This window comes from Janthinobacterium sp. CG3, from assembly GCF_000344615.1.
In the GTDB taxonomy this organism is placed as follows: domain Bacteria; phylum Pseudomonadota; class Gammaproteobacteria; order Burkholderiales; family Burkholderiaceae_D; genus Janthinobacterium.
On record NZ_KB467824.1, the window covers coordinates 1,343,420 to 1,361,511 of the forward strand.

The 18,092-nt window shown below is 65.1% G+C and carries 16 protein-coding genes and 1 pseudogene; 6 read left to right on the plus strand and 11 right to left on the minus strand.

Annotated features, from left to right (window positions below):
• Nucleotides 1-68: 68 nt before the first annotated feature.
• Together JANGC3_RS28490 and JANGC3_RS0105755 are read right to left on the minus strand one after the other, a co-directional pair.
• Nucleotides 69-818 (minus strand): GNAT family N-acetyltransferase, encoded by a 750-nt coding sequence (locus JANGC3_RS28490; protein ID WP_081611774.1) that lies wholly within the window; start codon nucleotides 816-818, stop codon nucleotides 69-71.
• 11 nt (nucleotides 819-829) lie between these two features.
• A complete protein-coding gene (locus JANGC3_RS0105755; RefSeq protein ID WP_017875531.1) occupies nucleotides 830-1,786 on the minus strand; it encodes an alpha/beta hydrolase in 957 nt (318 codons plus the stop codon).
• A gap of 182 nt (nucleotides 1,787-1,968) precedes the next feature.
• On the opposite strand from JANGC3_RS0105755, the gene JANGC3_RS0105760 reads away from it, so the two are divergent.
• The gene (locus tag JANGC3_RS0105760) at nucleotides 1,969-2,808 is read left to right on the plus strand and encodes a formyltransferase family protein (RefSeq protein ID WP_017875532.1); all 840 of its coding nucleotides are present in this window, start codon (nucleotides 1,969-1,971) and stop codon (nucleotides 2,806-2,808) included.
• A 189-nt stretch (nucleotides 2,809-2,997) separates the two neighbouring features.
• Here JANGC3_RS0105760 and JANGC3_RS30640 read toward each other — a convergent pair whose 3' ends face one another.
• From JANGC3_RS30640 to JANGC3_RS34205, 5 genes and pseudogenes are all read right to left on the minus strand, one after another.
• Entirely contained in the window at nucleotides 2,998-3,546 is a 549-nt protein-coding gene (locus tag JANGC3_RS30640) for a hypothetical protein (protein ID WP_017875533.1), read from the minus strand.
• Between the two features lie 392 nt (nucleotides 3,547-3,938).
• Nucleotides 3,939-4,268, minus strand: coding sequence for a hypothetical protein (locus JANGC3_RS33145; RefSeq protein ID WP_017875534.1), 330 nt, complete (start codon nucleotides 4,266-4,268; stop codon nucleotides 3,939-3,941).
• Between the two features lie 97 nt (nucleotides 4,269-4,365).
• Nucleotides 4,366-4,740, minus strand: coding sequence for a hypothetical protein (locus tag JANGC3_RS33150; RefSeq protein ID WP_198291992.1), 375 nt, complete (start codon nucleotides 4,738-4,740; stop codon nucleotides 4,366-4,368).
• A gap of 159 nt (nucleotides 4,741-4,899) precedes the next feature.
• A complete protein-coding gene (locus tag JANGC3_RS33155) occupies nucleotides 4,900-5,136 on the minus strand; it encodes a helix-turn-helix domain-containing protein (protein WP_198291993.1) in 237 nt (78 codons plus the stop codon).
• A pseudogene (locus JANGC3_RS34205) lies at nucleotides 5,110-5,621 on the minus strand (recombinase family protein); the annotation flags it as partial. The pseudogene JANGC3_RS34205 and the gene JANGC3_RS33155, both read right to left, overlap by 27 nt.
• 40 nt (nucleotides 5,622-5,661) lie before the next feature.
• Here JANGC3_RS34205 and JANGC3_RS0105780 point away from each other — a divergent pair.
• Nucleotides 5,662-6,525 carry an alpha/beta fold hydrolase gene (locus JANGC3_RS0105780; protein ID WP_081611775.1) on the plus strand — a complete coding sequence of 288 codons (864 nt, stop codon included), beginning with the start codon at nucleotides 5,662-5,664 and terminating at the stop codon, nucleotides 6,523-6,525.
• A 7-nt stretch (nucleotides 6,526-6,532) separates the two neighbouring features.
• Nucleotides 6,533-7,009, plus strand: coding sequence for a MarR family winged helix-turn-helix transcriptional regulator (locus JANGC3_RS0105785; RefSeq protein WP_081611776.1), 477 nt, complete (start codon nucleotides 6,533-6,535; stop codon nucleotides 7,007-7,009).
• A 437-nt stretch (nucleotides 7,010-7,446) separates the two neighbouring features.
• On the opposite strand, the gene JANGC3_RS0105795 is transcribed toward JANGC3_RS0105785, so the two are convergent.
• Entirely contained in the window at nucleotides 7,447-9,645 is a 2,199-nt protein-coding gene (locus JANGC3_RS0105795; RefSeq protein WP_017875538.1) for a TonB-dependent siderophore receptor, read from the minus strand.
• 157 nt (nucleotides 9,646-9,802) lie between these two features.
• A complete protein-coding gene (locus JANGC3_RS0105800; RefSeq protein ID WP_017875539.1) occupies nucleotides 9,803-11,047 on the minus strand; it encodes a lysine N(6)-hydroxylase/L-ornithine N(5)-oxygenase family protein in 1,245 nt (414 codons plus the stop codon).
• Nucleotides 11,048-11,265: 218 nt separating this feature from the next.
• Between JANGC3_RS0105800 and JANGC3_RS28505 the strand changes: the two genes are divergently transcribed.
• The 3 genes from JANGC3_RS28505 to JANGC3_RS0105815 all read left to right on the plus strand — a co-directional run bounded on the left by JANGC3_RS28505 (nucleotide 11,266) and on the right by JANGC3_RS0105815 (nucleotide 16,131).
• Nucleotides 11,266-13,674 carry a penicillin acylase family protein gene (locus JANGC3_RS28505; RefSeq protein ID WP_157406478.1) on the plus strand — a complete coding sequence of 803 codons (2,409 nt, stop codon included), beginning with the start codon at nucleotides 11,266-11,268 and terminating at the stop codon, nucleotides 13,672-13,674.
• 85 nt (nucleotides 13,675-13,759) lie between these two features.
• Nucleotides 13,760-15,394: a cyclic peptide export ABC transporter gene (locus JANGC3_RS28510; protein ID WP_051068228.1), complete on the plus strand. Its 1,635-nt coding sequence runs from the start codon at nucleotides 13,760-13,762 to the stop codon at nucleotides 15,392-15,394.
• Nucleotides 15,391-16,131: an alpha/beta fold hydrolase gene (locus tag JANGC3_RS0105815; RefSeq protein ID WP_081611986.1), complete on the plus strand. Its 741-nt coding sequence runs from the start codon at nucleotides 15,391-15,393 to the stop codon at nucleotides 16,129-16,131. The genes JANGC3_RS28510 and JANGC3_RS0105815 overlap by 4 nt, the downstream gene beginning before the upstream one ends.
• Here JANGC3_RS0105815 and fhuF read toward each other — a convergent pair.
• Nucleotides 16,106-16,888, minus strand: a complete 783-nt coding sequence (fhuF, locus tag JANGC3_RS0105820) for a siderophore-iron reductase FhuF (RefSeq protein WP_017875543.1) — start codon at nucleotides 16,886-16,888, stop codon at nucleotides 16,106-16,108. The genes JANGC3_RS0105815 and fhuF overlap by 26 nt on opposite strands.
• Before the next feature lie 177 nt (nucleotides 16,889-17,065).
• The gene (locus tag JANGC3_RS0105825) at nucleotides 17,066-17,971 is read right to left on the minus strand and encodes a LysR family transcriptional regulator (protein ID WP_026132605.1); all 906 of its coding nucleotides are present in this window, start codon (nucleotides 17,969-17,971) and stop codon (nucleotides 17,066-17,068) included.
• Nucleotides 17,972-18,092: the final 121 nt, after the last annotated feature.

Genomic DNA, 18,092 nt, shown 5'->3' on the forward strand with positions numbered 1-18,092 from the left:
GCTGTTTCTAGTCGTCCGCGCTGCTCCAAGCTAACGTTGTCGGGTTACGCCCCATGGGCTCACCCGACCTACGAAAAAACGCCCTGCGGCGCCCACAGCTGGCGCTCAAAAAAGCGCTCGCGCGGCAGCACGCCAAGCACGGCGCGCTTATGCGGAAAATCGAACTCGCCCAACAAATCGTATCCCGAGCGCGTCAGATTGCGGCGCATGCGCTGGTTGTCGGCGCGCGGCTCGATCACCAGCCTGCCGGTGCGGTTGTCGTCCAAAAACAGATAGTGGGCAATCGACGGCAGCCAGGCCGATACGAAGGCTTGGCCCCGGCACCCGGCTTCGCCGATCAGCACATGCCAGCCCCGCTCGAATTCATCCGGCTCGCAAAACGGCGCGATCCGGTCCTCGCTGGCCCAGTACACCTCGAAATAGCCGAAGGGCACGTCGTCCAGGCAAGCGATCAGTGGAATGCTGTGCGGGTCGCCCGCCAGCCGCTCCAAATAGGCGCGGTGCCGCGCCAAGTCGCCTTGCTCCTCCCAGAACTCGGCCACATGCGGATCGTTCATCCAACGGTGGAAATGCGGCAGATCGGCGTCGCTGTCGGCGACCCGGAAACTCAACGTCCGCTCCAGCCATGGAATATAGCGGCGATACACGTCGCCCACCGGCTGCGGCGGGCGCAGCGGGTGGCGCCGGCCGGCGCTGAGCTGGTAGGCCGGCGCCACCGTTGGCTGCGCCTGCGGCAACCACAAGTGCCGCTCCTGCGCGTTATGCGGGGTTAAGAGATCGCCTTCGTCCAGATTCGCTGTGGTTCTGCTGTCGGTCATCGGTTCTTCGCTCAAAGAGGCAGGCGCGCGCCGGCGAAGGCGGCGGCCAGCGTCCGCGCCAGGTCGTCGCGCAAGGTGTCGGCGGCGTCGACGATGTTACCCAGCCGGGCAAAGTCGTGCACCATGCCGGCGTAGATTTCCAGCGTCGCCGGCACGCCGGCGTCGTGCAGCTTGGCGGCGTAGGCGACGCCTTCGTCGAGCAGCGGGTCGTATTCCGCCAGCGCGATGTGCGCCGGGGCCAGCCCCGCCACGTCGACGGCGGCCAGCGGCGCGAAGCGCCAGTCGCCGCGCTCGCCTTCGTGGTTCAGATAGTGGGCAAACATCCATTGCAGCGTGTCGGCCTCCAGCAGATAGCCGGTGCCGTGGCGCTGGTGCGAAGCGCTGTCCTGCTTGCTGCTGGTGCAGGGATACAGCAACAGTTGTAGCGCCGGCTGCGCCCGCCCGGCCCGTTTCAGGGCGATGCACAGGGTCGTGGCCAGGGTGCCGCCGGCGCTGTCGCCGCCGACCGCCAAGCGGGCGGCGTCGATGCCGTGGGCCGCCGCGTGCCGCTCCAGCCAGCTCCAGGCGTCGACGGCGTCGTCGAAGGCGGCGGGAAATTTGTGCTCCGGCGCGAGGCGATAGTCGACCGCCAGCACCTTGCACGGCGTGCGCTCGGCCAGGTCGCGGCACAGCGCGTCGTGCGACTCCAGGCCGCCGATGCAAAAGCCGCCGCCGTGGAAGAACAGCAGGCAGGGCAGGGCGGCGGCCGTGTCGGAAGGCGAATACAGGCGCGCGCCGATGCCGCGGCCGTCGGCGCAGGCCAGCGCCAGGTCGAGCGCCGCGACCGACGCGGCGCCGGGGGCGTCGAGCATGGGCGTGGCGGCGTCGTAGCTGGCGCGCGCCGCGGTTGGGGTTTGCAGGTGCATGGGCTGGCTGTCGCCGAGTTGCACCAGCTCCAGGAAGGACTCGAGGTCGGGATTGAGCGGCATGGCGAACGATAAGTGGTGACGGTGCTTGCTTGACGAACCGTCGCGGCGTTTGTTTAGCTAACTATTTTGGCCCCTCGCTCGTCTAGAGGTATAAGTCCGGCTGGCGGCCGGACACGCGCATTGCCTGCGGGTGGATAGCACCCGGCCGGCCCGAACAACCATTTTCTGATCGTACAAAATCTATGTCGAAGGCAAAAATCGTCTATATCTGCTCATTGAGGAACGCCGCCGCCGACCAGGCGGGGCAATACATTGAGTATAAGGAGGAACGGCGCTACATGAAATCGCCGCTCGAATATCTGGTCGAGGAACTCAATGAAACCAGCCTGGGCCAGTCCTATACGCTGGAGGCCGTCATCTACGACGACGACGAGGGTTCGCCGCGCGACCGCGAAAGGCTGGCCGAGTACGGCTTCCGCTGCGAGCCCGGCAAGAAGTGGCTGTGCCCTGCCGGCTTGCAGGTGCAGGGCCGCGACCTCGACACGCTGATGCAGGCGATTCCGTCGACCTATCGGCGCCACGCCAGGGGCACGCCGGAGCACGTCGCCGGCAAGCGCGTGTTCGAGGCGAACCTGCTGGCCAAACTGAACGAACTCGGCGCCGACCTGGTGCTGCTGGACGGCCTGCTGATCATCCTCGACGAGCTGGTGCGCCCGGGCTGCCCCTACCATAGGCGCATCGTCAACATCCATCCGGGCATTACGCGGCTGGAGTCGCCATACGAGCGGCGCGGCGCCTGGGCCACGCTCAACGCGCTGTACGGCGCGCGCGGCCAGCAGGTGCGCGATTGGAGCACGATGGAAACGGTGGCGGTGCCGCCGGTGTTGATGACCGGCGCGTCCTTCCATTATGTCGACAACGGCATCGACTCGGGCGAGGTGATCGTCGACGTGCTGAAGACCGAGATCGACCCGGAGGATACGATATTGGAACTGCGCTGGAACAACTTCAAGCTCAGCCTGTTCCCGGCGATGCAGCAGGGCTTGACGTTGATGGCGGGGCGCCTGCGCAAGGCGGCTTGATACGCGAAAACGGACCGAAGTAATGCCGTTAAATTGGCGGGCCGGCAACGCTGAAAATCAACCCAAGACAGAGAGCCGGGGTCGGGCCTTAAGGTCCGACCCCGGGGTTACGCAGTTGGTTTTGATGAATTCAACGCTGAAGCCGCCAAGGGCCGCAGTTAGTTCTAGCCGCAGTCATCAGCGATTGGGTCAAATATGCTCATGGACCAGACGACAGCGATGCCCGGTCAAGACAGATAGCTCGTTCACCAACTGCTCGCTGATCGGCCAGTTCCAGAACCCGAACGCGAGATTCCCAAAACCCCACGGCATGTCGAACGTCCAATCCACGATGCTTCGGCTGGTGTGGCAAGCCGGGCAGGCCATAGAGCACTCGGCCTCGTCCGAAAACCACGCCCCTACGGCATCGCTCCAAGGCAGGTCGTCCGGGTCATATGCGGCTGCGCAGCCGGGGCAGCGGATCGCGGCAATGCCGTTGTCGCCCGTGTGGTACACCGTCCGTTCGATCGCGACCTCAAGTCCACTCATTAAGAACGGTGGCGTCAGAGGGCAGGCGTCCCATTGCGCTGCCGACGCCCCTCGCGCCATCAGGTCGGCGCCACTGTACGCCTGCTGGGGACATAGCGTTGTCGAGATGACCTCCCGGGCGATCAGCCATTCCTTGACGCGCTCGGCCAATGCCTGCGCCTGGTCCAAGGTGGCATCCAAATCAACAATCCAGTCTACGCTAGCGCCCATTTTTTCCTTTCAAGAGAAACCATACCTCAAGAGTACCTGATTGGGAACCGCAGTGCGTCTCGATTCGCATTGCCTGGCATTTACCAATTTTTGGTAAAGCCGAAGGTTTGCGTTTGCATAATGCCGATGTTTATCTGTAGCGGCTCGCGTTTGAAACCGACCGTGCTCGCATTTGACGCCGATTTCGGCTCGAATTATCTGCAAATGACGGTAGGTCCGTGCTCACACTATCTGCAAATGAGCTTGCAATCGACGGCGCAGGCTCGCATTGCCGCCGGCTCACGCTAACTGCAAATGCGGGCTGTACTCGTCCTCCAGTCAATATCTGGCCAACTGGACGAATTCCTCCAGCGCGCCCGGTGGTGGCATCTCATGCAGGGCACGCACCTTTTTCAGTTCTGGGCGCTGCGGCTCCCGGACGAAGCGGGTAGCCCTGAGCGCTCGTGGGTGAGCGTTATCAAATCATCCTCAATCGTCAATCGAACTCGGTCTTTAGGGCTGAAGCCGACCTCGTCGAGAACGTTGCCGAGCATGCGACGGATTCGATTTATTAGGTACACGTCGGGACAGATCCAGGCGTCGAACTGCTCGGTCATGTCCTTGAGCCGGTAGCCGTGGCGCGCCAGCGTCGGCTGCAGCTCGCGGTCGCGCCGCTCGCCCTGCTTGGGGATCTGCATGCCGGCCGGGATGTGCGTGAGCCACGCGATATCGAGGGCCAGCATGACGTTTTGGAAGGCCCTGCTCTTGACTGGTACTCCTGGTAGCCGACGCCGCTGCGGTCGTCCACCACGCTGAACAGCATCAAGGTCGGCACGCCCTTCAAAGGGTCGATCCAATCGGGCTTGTCGATGTGTTTAAGGTCGGACGGCGCCATGTCGAATTGCCAGCAGTCGTTGCTGTGCTCTGCCTGAAAACGCAGCGCTGGCGGTTCGCGCAACAAGTGGGGTTGATCGAGCCGCAACGGGAAAGGTGGCGATTGACGGTCGGACGCCGCAGCAGGCCCTTGGGCGCCTTGACCAAGCCCTGTATCGTTTCCACGCCGTAGTCCTCCATCGGCTCGATGGCCCGCCCGGTGAAAAGGTGGCGCCCGGCCTTGTTGGTGGTGCGCAGTTTCAGCGCCGCGATCAGCTCGCAATAGCGCTCCAGCTCCATTTGCGGCAACAGTGGCGGATTGCGGTGGTCGGAGCGGTGCACAGCGTTCGGCTTCTGAACCGCTTGCAGCGCCCGATAGACGGTCGTCGCGCGCCGTACAAGCCGGCCGCTGCGGCGATCTGGGCTGCCCGTTCCGGACTCTTGCGCGGCAAGCGATCCAGCCACTGCCGTCGCTGCAGCAGCGAGTCGACGGGAATCGCCTTACGCCGGCCGCTCAAGGCGGGCCAGCGCGCGGTACACCGAGGCGCGGCCGACGCCGAGCCGTCGCGCGATCTCCGTCGCGCCAAGCTTCGCCTCGACGCGCAGGCGCTGGACCTCGACGGGATCGACCGACGGCTTGCGCCCACGGTAGGCGCCGCGCGCCTTGGCGGCGGCGATGCCCTCGAGCTGGCGCTTGCGCCGGAGGTTGGTTTCGAACTCCGCGAACACGCCCAGCATGTCCAGGAACGCCTTGCCGGCGGCGCTGCGGGTGTCGATGGCTTGCTCGGTCGCCTTGAGGGTGACGCCGCGCTCCTTCAGCGTGTGACGATGTCCTGCAAATCCTTGATGCTGCGCGCCAGGCGGTCGATCCTCGTCACGACCAGCGTGTCACCCCGCCGCAGGAAATCGAGCAGCGTCTCCCGCTCGGTGCGTCCGGCGCGGCTGGTGCCGCTCGCCTTCTCGGCCCGGACCACGTCGCAGCCGGCGGCGCGCAGCGCCTGCTCCTGCAGGGCGAAATCCTGGTCGCTGCAGGAAACGCGGGCATATCCGTAGAGCCCCATGGGTCGGGTTCGTCTCCCAACGCCAGAAGTGAAATCGCCACAGGCTGAGGCCGCGACGACATACGTCGGCGCGGAATCGAAGACCACTTTCTGTGCTTCGGCGTGAGCGGTGCAATACAGTTTGAAATAGGAAGGATGATGAAGTTGACAGTACACTGTCATTAATTGAGAATGACAGTACACTGTCAAATTGGGATCTACTATGACTTCAAAGGATCGCCCTGCAAGCCCGCTTTATCCGACCCAACGCGAACGCGACAAAGCGGAGGCGGCAACTCAAATGATTGAACGTCGCATCAAAGGACCACAATGCGCAATATCAATGACCGCGTCGGCGGATCGCTGCGGCCAGATACCGATTCTGTTCGTACACGCCGATCCCGGCCAAGCCAGTCAGTGGCGCGAATTGTCTGAGCGCTTCCGTTCGCGGCGCCAAGTCGTGGCGTTCGACGCCCGCGGTCATGGCGCCAGTGATGCCCCGGCGAATGGTGACTACAGCTATACAGGACGGGCCGAGGACATCTGCGCCGTAGCAGACGCCATGGATCTTCAACAGTTCATCCTGGTCGCGCACAGCGCGGGCAGCGCCACGGCACTGCGCTACGCGGCGGCCAATTCAGACAAGGTCGCTGGACTGATCTTGCTTGATCCGCCATCCGACCCGCGAGCGATTCCGCAACCCATCCAGACGCAGATAGATGCTGCGCTAAAGGGCTCGGACAACCGCGCTTACCTGCGTGACTATCTGAACTCGATTGCCGGCGACAACGCTGATACTGTCGCGCTGGTCCTCGCCAGCTCGGAAAGCATCGAGATGCAGACTTTCATTGCCATGACCGCGGCAATGCTGGCCTGGAATCCCGAAACGGACCTGGCGAGCTATACGAAGCCGATGTTGATACTTTCCAGCGAAGCTGGCGATACGCCGTCATCGCTGCGATGGCTCAAGCCCGAAGCGGCGTTTCGCGTGATTCACGGATCGGGGCACTGGCTGCAAATGGATCAGCCGGAGGCCACCGCCCTGGCAATGGAACAATTCATCAACGAACTTGATCCGCAAGGCTAACGCTCTTATGACTACACGATCACCAAGGATCAAAAAAACACCCGCTGGCGCGGCGCTGACCGAGATCGTGTTACTTGCTTTTCGGCTCGACGGCGCATTAATGGACGCAGCCGACAAAATCGCCGCGCCGGCGGGCCTGACGGCGGCGCGTTGGCGGGTGCTCGGCGCCGTCCTCAGCGAACCTCGCACCGTCGCGGATATCGCCCGCAACATGGGGCTGGCGCGACAAAGCGTGCAGCGCCTCAGCGACGCGCTGGTCGCGGAGGGATTGCTGACGATGAACGATAACCCGGCCCATAAAACTGCGCGCCTGGCGACACCCACGCCCAGCGGACGCGCGGCTATCGCCAACTTGTCCGACAGGCAAACACGGTGGGCGAATTTGATTGGCGCCGGCTTTGATATTCAGTCGCTCGATGAACACATGCGCGTATTGAAACACCTGATCGCGTCGGTGGAGGAAAATCACGCATCTATCGAATAAGTTGACGCGACCATACCGGCTCAAGGACATGAGCGAACAGCTCCATACCAAGGCGGCCGAGATTCAAGTGATGTTCAGCAATCAGCTCGAACCTGGAGCCGACGCCATTCCACCAAACTTAAGGATCTTGGCCCCAAGCGGCGAGAATATTTCACATAGTTATTGACAAGATCGCGGCTGCGCGCGGTCGCCGCGCTGCTGACGGGAGTGTTTTCACGACAGCAGGACGGCGACCAATGACGACTTTTTGACCTTCATCGGCCGCCATCTCATCGATCTCAGTAAGGCATTATTCATGATCAAGGTCGCCTGCGAAGTGGTCGCGCGTGATTTCTTCGGTCAGTTTTAAGCGCCGGCTGGACGCTTGTTGATCGCAAACGATGCAGGGGGCAAACATTGCGGTCCGCCCCCTGCATCCATACTTCAACTTTTTTAGTTTAAAACGTGTACTTCAGCGTCGCCAACACATTGCGCGGCGCGCCGTACATGATGTTCTTGAAGGTGTCGATCTGGTTCGCGTAGTATTTCTTGTCAAACAGATTGTTCACGTTCACCTGCAGCGACAACTGCGGGCTGATCTCGTAGCGCGCCATCACGCTGGCGACCGCGTAGGCGTCCTGGCCCACCCGGAGATCGGCGCCGCCGAACGGGCTGGGGAATTGCGCGTAGCTGCGGCCTTCCCAGTTCACGCCGCCGCCGACCGCCAGTTTTTTCCACTCACCCGGCAGGCGGTACTTGGTGTAGACCTTGAGCATCTTGTGCGGATGGGCGGTGTTGATCGCCTTGCCAGCGGCGTCCTCGCTGGTGAATTGGCTCCAGCCCACGCTGGCGTTCCAGCCGCTAGCCAGTTCGCCGTTCAATTCCATTTCGTACCCCCGGGTCTTGCTGCCGTCGCCGGTGATATAGGCTTGCTCGCGGGTGTTCGGGATGACCTGGTTGCCGTCGGCGATGGCGAAATTGTCCTGCTTCACCTGGAACAGCGCGAAGGAGGTGTTCAACTTGCCGTCGAGCAGTTCTCCCTTGACGCCGATTTCGACGTTCTTGCCTTTCAGCGGCTCCAGATAGGCGCCGGTCTTGTCGCGGCTGTTCTGCGGATCGAAGATGCTGGTGTAGCTCGCATACAGCGAGGCCTGCGGGCTCAGGTCGAACACGGCGCCGGCGTAGGGGGTGACGACGCCGTGGTGGCGGATCGAGTACGCTTGCGCCGTCCATAGCGTCGCTTCGCCGTCGCGGTTCCAGTTGCTGACGCGGGCGCCGGCGATGAACTTGAGCGCGTCCGTCAATTGCAGTCGCGCCACGCCGTAGACGCTGGTCTGGGTCTCGCGCGAGCGGTTGCCGAGCTGGTACGCCGACCAGGTCGGCTCCGGGTAGGCGCCGCTCCAGGCGCTGAAGTCGCCGATTGGCGGCAGTTCGCTGGCGTTGCTGTTCTGCCATTCCAGATCGTGTTTGCCGTGCAGCAGGCCGACGGCCACTTCATGCTTGCGCCCCAGCAGTTCGAACGGGCCGGAGGCGGTCAGGCCGAAGTCGGTCTGCGTGGCGTCGACGCCGTAGCCGACCAGCCAGGGTTGCAGGCCCAGGCCGGTGGCGCGGTCGACCGCGCCCTCCATCCAGTTCAGGCGCTGGTCGCCGGTGTTGCTGCGCCGCGTCGCCGACGCCTGCAGCTTCCATTCCTTGCCGAGGCGGTGGTCGACGGTGGCGAAGACGCTTTGCTGGCGGGTGTCCCAGCGGTTCCAGTTGGCCGCCGTGGTGGTGGCGCGGTCCCAGTCGGTGCGGCTGCCGTCGGTGTAGAAAATCGGCAGGCCGGCCCACTGGTTGCCGCGGTGCTCGTCGCGCTGCTCGCTGAAGCCCACGCTCAGTTTGGTGTCGCGGCCCAGGTCGGCGTCGATGACGCCGTAGACCAGCGCCTTTTGGGTGGTTTCAAGGCGGATGAAGTTGTCTTTGTCCTCGGCGCTGACGACCACGCGGCCGCGCACCGAACCGTCCTGTGTCAGTGGCGCGCTCAGGTCGATGACGCCGTTGCGCCGGTCCCAGGAACCCAGGCCGACGCTGGCCGAGCCGGTGAACTGCTTGCTGTCGGCGTGTTTGCGGATCAGGTTGATCGACGCCGACGGGCTGCCGCTGCCGCTCATCAGGCCGGTGGCGCCGCGCACGATCTCGACCCGGTCGTAGATCGCGGTGTCGGCATTGGCCTCGCCTTCATTGTTGCCGGCCATCGGCGTGCCGTCGATTTGCAGCTTGTCGATCTGGAAGCCGCGGGCGAAGAAAGTGCCGCGCACGCTGTCGATTCCCTTGGCGGAGACGCCGGTGGTGGTGTTGGCGACCTCGAACACCGACAGCAGCGCCTGGTCGTCCAGGCGTTCGCGGGTGATCACGCTGACCGATTGCGGGGTGTCGCGGATCGACAAATTCAGGCCGGTGGCGGCGGTGCTGCCGGCGCTGGTGTAGGAGCCGCTGCCTTCGCTGGGGCCGATGGCGCCGGCCGTTACCGTCACGGGCGCCATGGTCTGCCCCTCCTTGGCCGTGGCGGCGCCTGCCTGTTGGGCGTGGGCGGCGCCGCCGACGGAGAGGCTGGCCAGGGCCAGTTGCAGGGCCAGGACGCTGCGGCGGACCGGAAGTTTGCTAGATTTGATATGCATTTTCGCTTGCTGTTCAGTTTAGTAGGTAATGACGGAAGGGTGGCGGGCGCGTCCGAAATGCCTGGACGCAACAACGCTTATGACCTTGACGAATCAGCGATCAATTTGTTTAGTCGACATATTCGGCGCCGCGCCCGCACCCCGGCGGCTGGCATTGCTATAGCGCGGGCGCGGTGGCGTGCAGCGCCGCGCCGATCTCCTGGCTGCGGATGGCGGTGATCGACAGCAAGGTGTCGGACAGGCCGTGCGAAGCCTCGCAGCCGCCCTGCAAGAACACCCGCGGCTGGAACTGGGCGTTGCCGATCAACTGGTAGTGGCGATCCACCGCCATGCCGTCCAGCCATGGCGCCAGCGGCGCCAGCAGGTTTTGGTGCTGCTGGCGGCGGTAGCCGGTGGCCAGGATCACCGCGTCGTAGCGGCTGGCGAAGGTATTGCCGCTTTCGTGGTCGCGCAGTTGCAACTGGACGCCGGCTGCTTCCGCGTGGGCGGCGACGACCTCGTGGCGGCGCAGGAACTGGTGGCGCTGGTCGCCCAGCACCTTTTGCTGGTAGAAGACGTTGAAGATCTGTTCGATCAGCGCCGTGTCGGCCACCGCGTAATTGGTGTTGAGATGCTCGTCGAGCAGCGCGGCGCGCTCGGCCGGGGTCTGCTGGAACACATAGTCGGTGTAGTCGGGGTTGAAGATTTCATTGATGAAGGGGCTGTCGTCGGCCGGCTTGAGCGCGCGCGCCCGCGTCACCAGGTCGACGTTATAGCCCTTGCCGTGCAAATCCATGAAAATCTCGGCGGCGCTCTGGCCGGCGCCGATGACGGCGACGCGGCGCGCGTCCTTCAACTGGCCCAGCGCGGACAGGTAGGCGCTGGAGTGGAACACGCGGGCGTCGCCGCGGAACGCAGCGAAGCACTCAGGAATGGCCGGACTGCCGCCGACGCTGACGACGATGTTGCGCGCCTGGCGCTCGTGCACCTGGCCCTGGCTGTCGCGCGACTGCACCGTCAGGTGCGTGACCTGGCCCTTGCTCAGCACCGGCAGCACCGCGCTGACTTCCTCGCCGTAGCGGCATTGGGCGGCGAACTGGCGCGCGGCCCAGGCCAGGTAGTCGTTGAACTCGCGCCGGCTCGGGTAAAAGGTTTTCAGGTTAATGAAATCTTGCAGGCGTTGGCGCTGGTGCAGGTAATGCAGGAAGGTGTAGCGGCTGGCCGGGTTGCGCAGCGTGGCCAGGTCTTTTAGGAATGAAATCTGCATATGCGTGCCATCCAGCAGCATGTCCGGATGCCAGGCGAATTGCTGCTGCCTTTCCAGATACAGCGCGTCGGCCGGCTGGCCTTGCTCCTGCAGTGCGATGGCCAGCGCCAGGTTGGAGGGGCCGAAGCCGATGCCGATGAGTTTATGGATATGCATGGTGTATGTGCTGATGTCCTGTTGAGCGGTTCGCGGGAACCGGAGGCTTTAGAAAGACGCCGGTCGCTGTATGGTCTTGCTGGATTGACGAACCGGAATGAGAACTGTTTACAATTTCGACGCTTTTTTATTCTTTGGCGGCGACGGCGCCCAAGGGCTTAAAAATTGGCGGCGCCGATACGTCAGGCCTGCATGCACACAGATGAAAGAGCACAACTATGTTGAACAATTCGAGGCCGGCCATGGGGGCGGCGCTGGCGGCCCTGTTGACGCTGTCGGCCGGCGCGACGCAGGCGGCCGAGGTCAGTATTCGCCGCACCGCCGACGGCATACCGCATATCAAGGCGGCCAACTGGCGCGACCTCGGCCTGGGTTATGGCTATGTGCAAGCGCAGGACGCCTTGTGCACGCTGAGCGAGGCGTTTGTCACCTACAAGGGCCGGCGCAGCTTGCATTGGGGAGCGGACAACCGGCCCGAGCATGAATCGATGCTGGGGCGCCCGACCAACCTGGAGCTGGATTTCTTCTTTGCCGCCTACGCCACCGAGGCGATGGTGGCGGCGTACCGGCGCGCCCAGCCGGTTGAGCTGCAACAATTGATCGGCGGGTTCGCCGACGGCTACAACCGCTATCTGGGACAAGCCCGGCTGGCCCGCAGCGACGCCTGCGCCAGCCAAGCGTGGGTGGAGAACATCACGGCCGGCGACATCTACCGGCGCATGTACGCCGCCAGCATCAGCGCCGGCTACGCGCGCTTTATCCCGGCGATTGCCAACGCGGCGCCGCCCGGCGCCGCCCGGGCGCAGGCCCACCCGGCCACCCGGGCGGCGCCGGGGCCGACGCTGGCCCAGACGCTGGCGCACACCATCGGCAACCAGCCCGGCATTGGCAGCAACGCCCTGGCGCTGGGCGGCGACGTCACCGGCGAGGCGCAGTCCGTGCTGTTTGGCAACCCGCACTGGTTTTGGCGCGGCCCGGACCGTTTCTACCAGGCCCACTTGAGCATACCCGGCAAGCTGAACGCCGCCGGCGTGTCCTTCCTCGGCGTGCCGGTGCTGATGGTGGGCTTCAACGACAACGTCGCGTGGAGCCATACGGTGTCCGAAGCGCGGCGTTTCGGCCTGTTCGACCTGACGCTGGCGGATCCGACCCACTATCGGCTCGACCAGGACCTGGTGCCGATGCGCGCGCACACCGTCACCGTGCCCCTGCGCGGCGCTGACGGCCAAGGCGACAGCGCCACGCGCACGCTGTATTCCAGCCAATACGGTCCGCTGCTCGACCTGGGCGTGCTGGCGCCCGAACTGGGCTGGAGCGCCGGCAAGGCGCTGGCGCTGCGCGACGTCAACGCCGACAACCTGCGGGTTTTCCGCACCTTCTTTTACTGGAACCAGGCGCGCTCGCTGCAACACTTTGTGGAAATCCAGAAGCGCGAGGCCGGCACGCCGTGGGTCAACACGGTCGCCATCGGTCGCGGCGACGCCCGCGTCTGGTATGCCGACATCGGCGCGGTGCCGAACGCGCCGGACCGCTTGCGCGCGCGCTGCGCAACGCCGGCGTCGAAGGCGTTTGCCGCGGTCGACCCGCTCGCGCCGGTGCTCGACGGCAGCCGCGGCGATTGCAACTGGCTCGTCGACGGCGCCGCCGCCCAGCCCGGCGCCTTGCCGGCGTCCGCGCAGCCGGGACTGTTTCGCACCGACTATGTGGCGAACTCGAACGAGAGTTATTGGCTGAGCAACCCGGCCGAGCCGCTGGAAGGCTATCCCTTGGTGATGGGCGGCGAGCGCCAAGGCGTGTCGCTGCGCGGCAAAATCGGCCACGGTATCGCCGCCGAGATGCTGGCGCATGCGCCGCTGCCGGCGGCCGAGGTGGTCGACAGCCTGAAGCGGCAAGTGTTGGACGCCCGCTCGCTGGCGGCGCAACTGTACAAGACGCCGCTGCTGGAGTCGATCTGCTCGCAGCGGGTGGTCAAGGTGGAGCGCGACAGTCTGACCGGCAAGATCTTTGACGCGCCGCGGCCGGTGCGCCTGGCGCAGGCGTGCCGGGTGCTGGGCGGCTGGAACGACAGCGCCAACGCGGGCGAGCGCGGGGCGCTGTTGTGGGAGCAGTTCTGGGCCAGGGTGGAGAAAATTCCCGAGGCCGAGCGCTTTGCCGTGCCGTTCGACCCGGCCCATCCGCTGGAGACGCCGGCGCGCATCCAGGCCGGGGACCCGCGCATGGCGACCAGCTTGGGGGCGGCGGTGCTGGCGATGACCGACGCCGGCCAGGCGCTCGACACCTTGCTTGGCGACAGCCTGTACGCCGGCGACGGCGCCGCCGCCGCGCATGTGCCGCTGTACGGCGGCTGCCACCAGGGCGGTTACTACACGGTGGCCTGCCGGGCGCTGGGCAGCCGGGGCGTACCGCCTGACTTTGTCGGCAACAGCTATGTGCAAGTGGTGCGCTTCGGACCGGGCGGCGCGCAAGCCGACACCTTGCTCGCCCACGGCTTGCGCGACACCGGGCTGGCCGACGTGGCGGGCAATTCGGCGCTACAGCGCTACGCGGCCAAGCAATGGCAGCGCTTTCCGTTCCGCGAGGCCGAGATCGCCGCCGCAGTCACGTCGAGCACGGTATTGCAGCCGTAAGCAGGCCCGTTCCAAACAAATCAGGCTAAACAAGGCGCACCACCGTTCGTCTTGCAAGGGAAGCCCACTCACAAGGATTACGTTCATGTTACGATTTTTGATTCAACAATCCAGGGGCCTGTTGCTCGCCGCCGCCGCCGGCAGCGTTGCGCACGGTGTCTGCGGCGTCGCGCTGATCGCCCTCATCAGCGAGGCCCTCAGCGCCGCGCCGTCGGCGCGCGCCGGCATGGCCTGGATGTTCGGCGTGCTGGCAATCGGGCTGATGCTCACCCACATCGTCGCCTCGGGCCTGTTCGAGCGCCTTAGCCAGCACGCCCACGCCGAATTACGGCGCTACGTCAGCGGCCGCGTCATGGCGGCCGACTACCGCAACCTGGAAGCGGTCGGTTCGGCCAAGGTGCAGTCGGCGCTGTCCGAGCACAGCGCCAACGTCGCCGCCTTCTTCGTCACGTTCCCTGCCATCCTGAGCAATTTCGTCGTAGTACTCGGTTGCCTGACCTACATGTTGCTGTTGTCGTGGCAAATCTTCCTGTTCGCCGTCGCGCTGATCGGGCTCGGTTCCTTCGGCTACCACCTGGCCAACCTGCGCGCGATCCGCCATTTAAACCTGGCGGCGGAGGAGCAGGACCGCCTGTTCGGCCATTTCCGCGCGCTGACCGACGGCGCCAAGGAACTGCGGCTGCATTTCGGCAAGCGCACAGTCTTCCGCGAGCAAGTGCTGGGCGCGTCGATCGAGCAGGTGCGCAGCGCCCGCACGCTTGGCATGTCGATTTTTGTGGTCTCGGCCAGTTGGGCCAATTTCCTGATCTACGCCTTCATCGGCCTGGTCTTGTTCGTGCTGCTGGGCGACGCGCCCGACCAATCCCGCGTCATGACCGGCTTCGCGCTGGTGTTCGTCTACATGGTTACGCCGCTCGAAGTGCTGCTGCTCAACATCCCGCGCGCCAATCTGGCCAAGGCATCGGCCAAGCGCATCGACGAGATCACGGCGGGCATGGCCGAGCACGAGCAGGCCGTCACCAGCGCCCAGCCGGAGCCGCTGTACCAACTGGCGCTGGAATCGGTGGTGCACCGCTACTACCACGAGCAAAGCGATGATTTCTTCGCCTTGGGGCCGGTCAGCTTCGTCTTCAAACCGGGCGAAGTAGTGTTCCTGGTCGGCGGCAACGGCAGCGGCAAGACCACGCTAGCCAAATTGCTGGTCGGCCTGTATCCGCCGGAATCGGGCCGCATCACGCTCAACGGCAACAGCGTCGACGACAGCAACCGCGACCAGTACCGGCAATTGTTCAGCACCGTGTTTTCCGACTTCTACCTGTTCGACCGCCTGCTGCACAGCGGCGACGGCGGCGCGGATCTGGACGCGCGTGGCAACCGCCTGATTGAACGCCTGCACCTGCAACACAAGGTCCAGGTACGCGACGGCGCGTTCACCACGCAGGCGCTGTCGCAGGGGCAGCGCAAACGTCTGGCGCTGGTGGTCGCTTGTTTGGAGAACCGGCCCTTCCTGGTGTTCGACGAATGGGCGGCAGACCAGGACCCGCTGTTCAAAAACGTGTTCTACCAGGAGGTGCTGGCCGAGCTGAAGGCGCAGGGCAAGACCATTCTGGTGATCTCGCACGACGACCGCTATTTCCACCTGGCCGACCGGCTCATCCGCATGGAAAACGGCCAGCTCAGCGAGGACACCACGCCGCGCACCCGCGTCCAGGCGGCATAGTGCTTGCCGACAGGGCGTCGATCACCTTGCTGTGCCTGCCCAACGCGGGCGCCAGCGCCACCATGTACCTGCGCTGGCGGCGTTTGCTGCCGGCGTGGATTGGCTTGATGCCGATGGAGTTGCCGGGCCGGGGCGTGCGCTCGGGCGAGGCGCTGGTGCAGGACTACGACACCTTGCTCGCGCAGCTGTGCGACGAATACCTGCGCCTGCCGCCGCGGCCGTACGCCTTGTTCGGCCATAGCATGGGCGGCTTGCTGGCGTATGGCATGGCGCGGCGCCTGCGCCAACTTGGCGGGGGCAGGGCGCCGCGCGCGCTGCTGGTTTCGGCCAGCGCCGCGCCATCGTGCCGCGACACGCTGGTCTTCACGCCGGACGACGACCAGGCGCTGGTCGCCGAGCTGCGGCGCCAGGGCGGCACGCCCGAGGCCGTGTTCGACAGCGGGGAATTGATGCAGATGATCTTGCCGACGATGCGCGCGGACTACCGCGTGTGCGCCAGCTTCTGCTTCGACGCGGCGGCGCCGCCGTTGGATATGCCGCTGTGGGTGATGGCCGGCCGCAACGACCGCTACACGGCGCCGCAGATGCAGGCATGGCGCCGGGAAGCCGGTTCGGACTTCGGGCTGGAGTGGTACGACGGCGGCCATTTCTATCTGCGCGGGCAGGCGCAGGAGCGGCAATTGATGCAGGCGCTGGAGCGCGCCCTGGCGCTCAGGCAGCCGGCGTCGTGCCCTTGACTCGTGCGTTGCCCGAATCGAGCGGGCAGGCGCCGCAGTAGCCTTGATCCGGCAGCAGGTGGTACAGGCAACATTGCCGGTGCAGCAGCAGCGGCTTGCCTGGACTGGCAGCATCGTCGGACAGCCCTTGCGCGCGGCCTTGTCGCATATGTAAGGGATTGACGGCGCCGGCCCACGCCGGCGCGTCGAGCAAGGCGGCGCGGTCTTGCGCAACCGCCGCCGCGATGTCGGCCTCGCCGTGGGCGACGGCAGATTGCGCCGCCTCGGCCAGGAACCTGTCGAGCAGTCGCGCCAGATTTCCCCATAATGTCTTCTGTGCCAGTCCCGACTGGCGGCCCAGTTGCGCGAACAGGGGCGTCAAATGGCCGCGCAGTAATGCGTCATAACATTCCACGGTGTCGGCGCCAGCACCGCCCAGCGCGCGGATATGGAATCGCGCCACGCCGCCGTGGTGGTCGAGCGATACTGCCATGTCGTTGGCGTCTGCCGGGAAGCGGTGGCGCAGCAGCGTTGCCGCCGCCGCTAGCGGTGGCAGTAGCGCGCCCAGATAGCTGTAGCTCCAGGCCGAGGCCGCCGGCCGCAGGTCGTCCGTGCCGAGCCTGTCCGCGAAACGACGCACGCTTTGCGCCAGCAGCGTGGGGTCGGCCAGCAATCGGCTTACCGGCAGCGCATCCGGCGGAAACCGCGGCGCGTAGGAGAGTGACTCGCCATAGGCGCGCCGTTCGCCCTGGAACAAGGGTTCCAGCAGGGCGATCATGGGGATAATTTTCGGGTCATGTTTAGTAGACGAACCGGCGACGCGAATGTTTTCGACGTTGACGCCGGGCCGCTGCCGACGCCAGTCGGGTTACGCCCGGACGGGCTAACCCGACCGACGAAAATCGTTCGTTTGGCGACGTGGAGATTGGCAATCGTTGGGTTGGCGGAATGGCGATCAGGGAGCGTCGGGGCGCGCCGCGCAGATGTCGAGGACCAGGCCGCGCAGCCAGCGATGTGCCGGATCGGCGTCCAGCCGTGGGTGCCAGAGCAATGAAATGCTGATTTCCGGCGCCGCGACGGGAAGGGCGAAGCTGTGCATGCCGGCGCGCAGGTTGTCGGTGTAGCGTTCGGGAACGCTGGCGATCAGCTCGCCGGCCCGGGCCAGCGCCAGCGCCGCCGAAAAGCTGCCGACAATCGTGGCGATTTGCCGTTCCAGCCCGAGCGCCAGCAAGGCTTCGTCTATCTGCCCCTTGTCGAGTCCGAGTCGCGAAACGCTGATGTGCCGGCCCGCCGCATACAGCGCGGGCGTGACCGCGCCCTGGCTCAGCGGGTGGCCGGTGCGCACCACGCCAATGAAACGGTCGCGGAACAAGGCGCGCGCGCGTACTTCCGGCCCGGTCGCCTTGCCCACCACGCCGGTCTCCAGGTCGACGCTGCCGTCGCGCAGGGACGCGCTGTCTTTGTTCGTTTTCTGCACAAAACACAGCCGCACGCCCGGCGCTTCCTCGCCGACGCGGGCGATCAGCGCCGCGCCGAAGTTTTCGACGAAGCCTTCGCGGGTACGCAGCGTAAACGTTCTGGCGAGCTGTTTCAGGTTGAGCTTCTCGGCAGGCCGGAGTACCGCTTTTGCATCTTCGACCAGTTGGCTGACGCGCTCGCGCAGCTCGATCGCCCTGGGTGTCGGAACGAGGCCGCGTCCGGCCCGGACCAACAGCGGATCGCCGGTGGTCTCGCGCAGGCGCGCCAACGCGCGGCTCATCGCCGACGGGCTAAGGCGCAGCCGCTGGGCTGCGCGCGCAACGCTGCCTTCGGCGAGCACGGCGTCTAGAGTGATCAATAAGTTCAAATCCGGTGTCGACATGCGGCAATTTTAACGTAGATTGTTTTGGGATGGCGTCAGACGCACGAATACAGTGCAAATGCTGCGCCTTCCGCTATGTCAAGCCAGAAGGCATGATGTGCTTAGCTCCATTTCGAGAGTT

Bases quoted from the DNA above. Each gene is read 5' to 3' on its own strand.
- JANGC3_RS28510 (WP_051068228.1), top strand. From the start codon at position 13,760: ATGTTACGATTTTTGATTCAACAATCCAGGGGCCTGTTGCTCGCCGCC.
- JANGC3_RS0105800 (WP_017875539.1), bottom strand. From the start codon at position 11,047: ATGCATATCCATAAACTCATCGGCATCGGCTTCGGCCCCTCCAACCTG.
- JANGC3_RS33155 (WP_198291993.1), bottom strand. From the start codon at position 5,136: ATGCTGGGCGTGTTCGCGGAGTTCGAAACCAACCTCCGGCGCAAGCGC.
- JANGC3_RS28505 (WP_157406478.1), top strand. From the start codon at position 11,266: ATGTTGAACAATTCGAGGCCGGCCATGGGGGCGGCGCTGGCGGCCCTG.
- JANGC3_RS0105760 (WP_017875532.1), top strand. From the start codon at position 1,969: ATGTCGAAGGCAAAAATCGTCTATATCTGCTCATTGAGGAACGCCGCC.
- JANGC3_RS33145 (WP_017875534.1), bottom strand. From the start codon at position 4,268: ATGCTGGCCCTCGATATCGCGTGGCTCACGCACATCCCGGCCGGCATG.
- JANGC3_RS0105825 (WP_026132605.1), bottom strand. From the start codon at position 17,971: ATGTCGACACCGGATTTGAACTTATTGATCACTCTAGACGCCGTGCTC.
- JANGC3_RS30640 (WP_017875533.1), bottom strand. From the start codon at position 3,546: ATGGGCGCTAGCGTAGACTGGATTGTTGATTTGGATGCCACCTTGGAC.
- JANGC3_RS0105780 (WP_081611775.1), top strand. From the start codon at position 5,662: ATGACTTCAAAGGATCGCCCTGCAAGCCCGCTTTATCCGACCCAACGC.
- JANGC3_RS0105755 (WP_017875531.1), bottom strand. From the start codon at position 1,786: ATGCCGCTCAATCCCGACCTCGAGTCCTTCCTGGAGCTGGTGCAACTC.
- JANGC3_RS28490 (WP_081611774.1), bottom strand. From the start codon at position 818: ATGACCGACAGCAGAACCACAGCGAATCTGGACGAAGGCGATCTCTTA.
- fhuF (WP_017875543.1), bottom strand. From the start codon at position 16,888: ATGATCGCCCTGCTGGAACCCTTGTTCCAGGGCGAACGGCGCGCCTAT.
- JANGC3_RS0105785 (WP_081611776.1), top strand. From the start codon at position 6,533: ATGACTACACGATCACCAAGGATCAAAAAAACACCCGCTGGCGCGGCG.
- JANGC3_RS0105795 (WP_017875538.1), bottom strand. From the start codon at position 9,645: ATGCATATCAAATCTAGCAAACTTCCGGTCCGCCGCAGCGTCCTGGCC.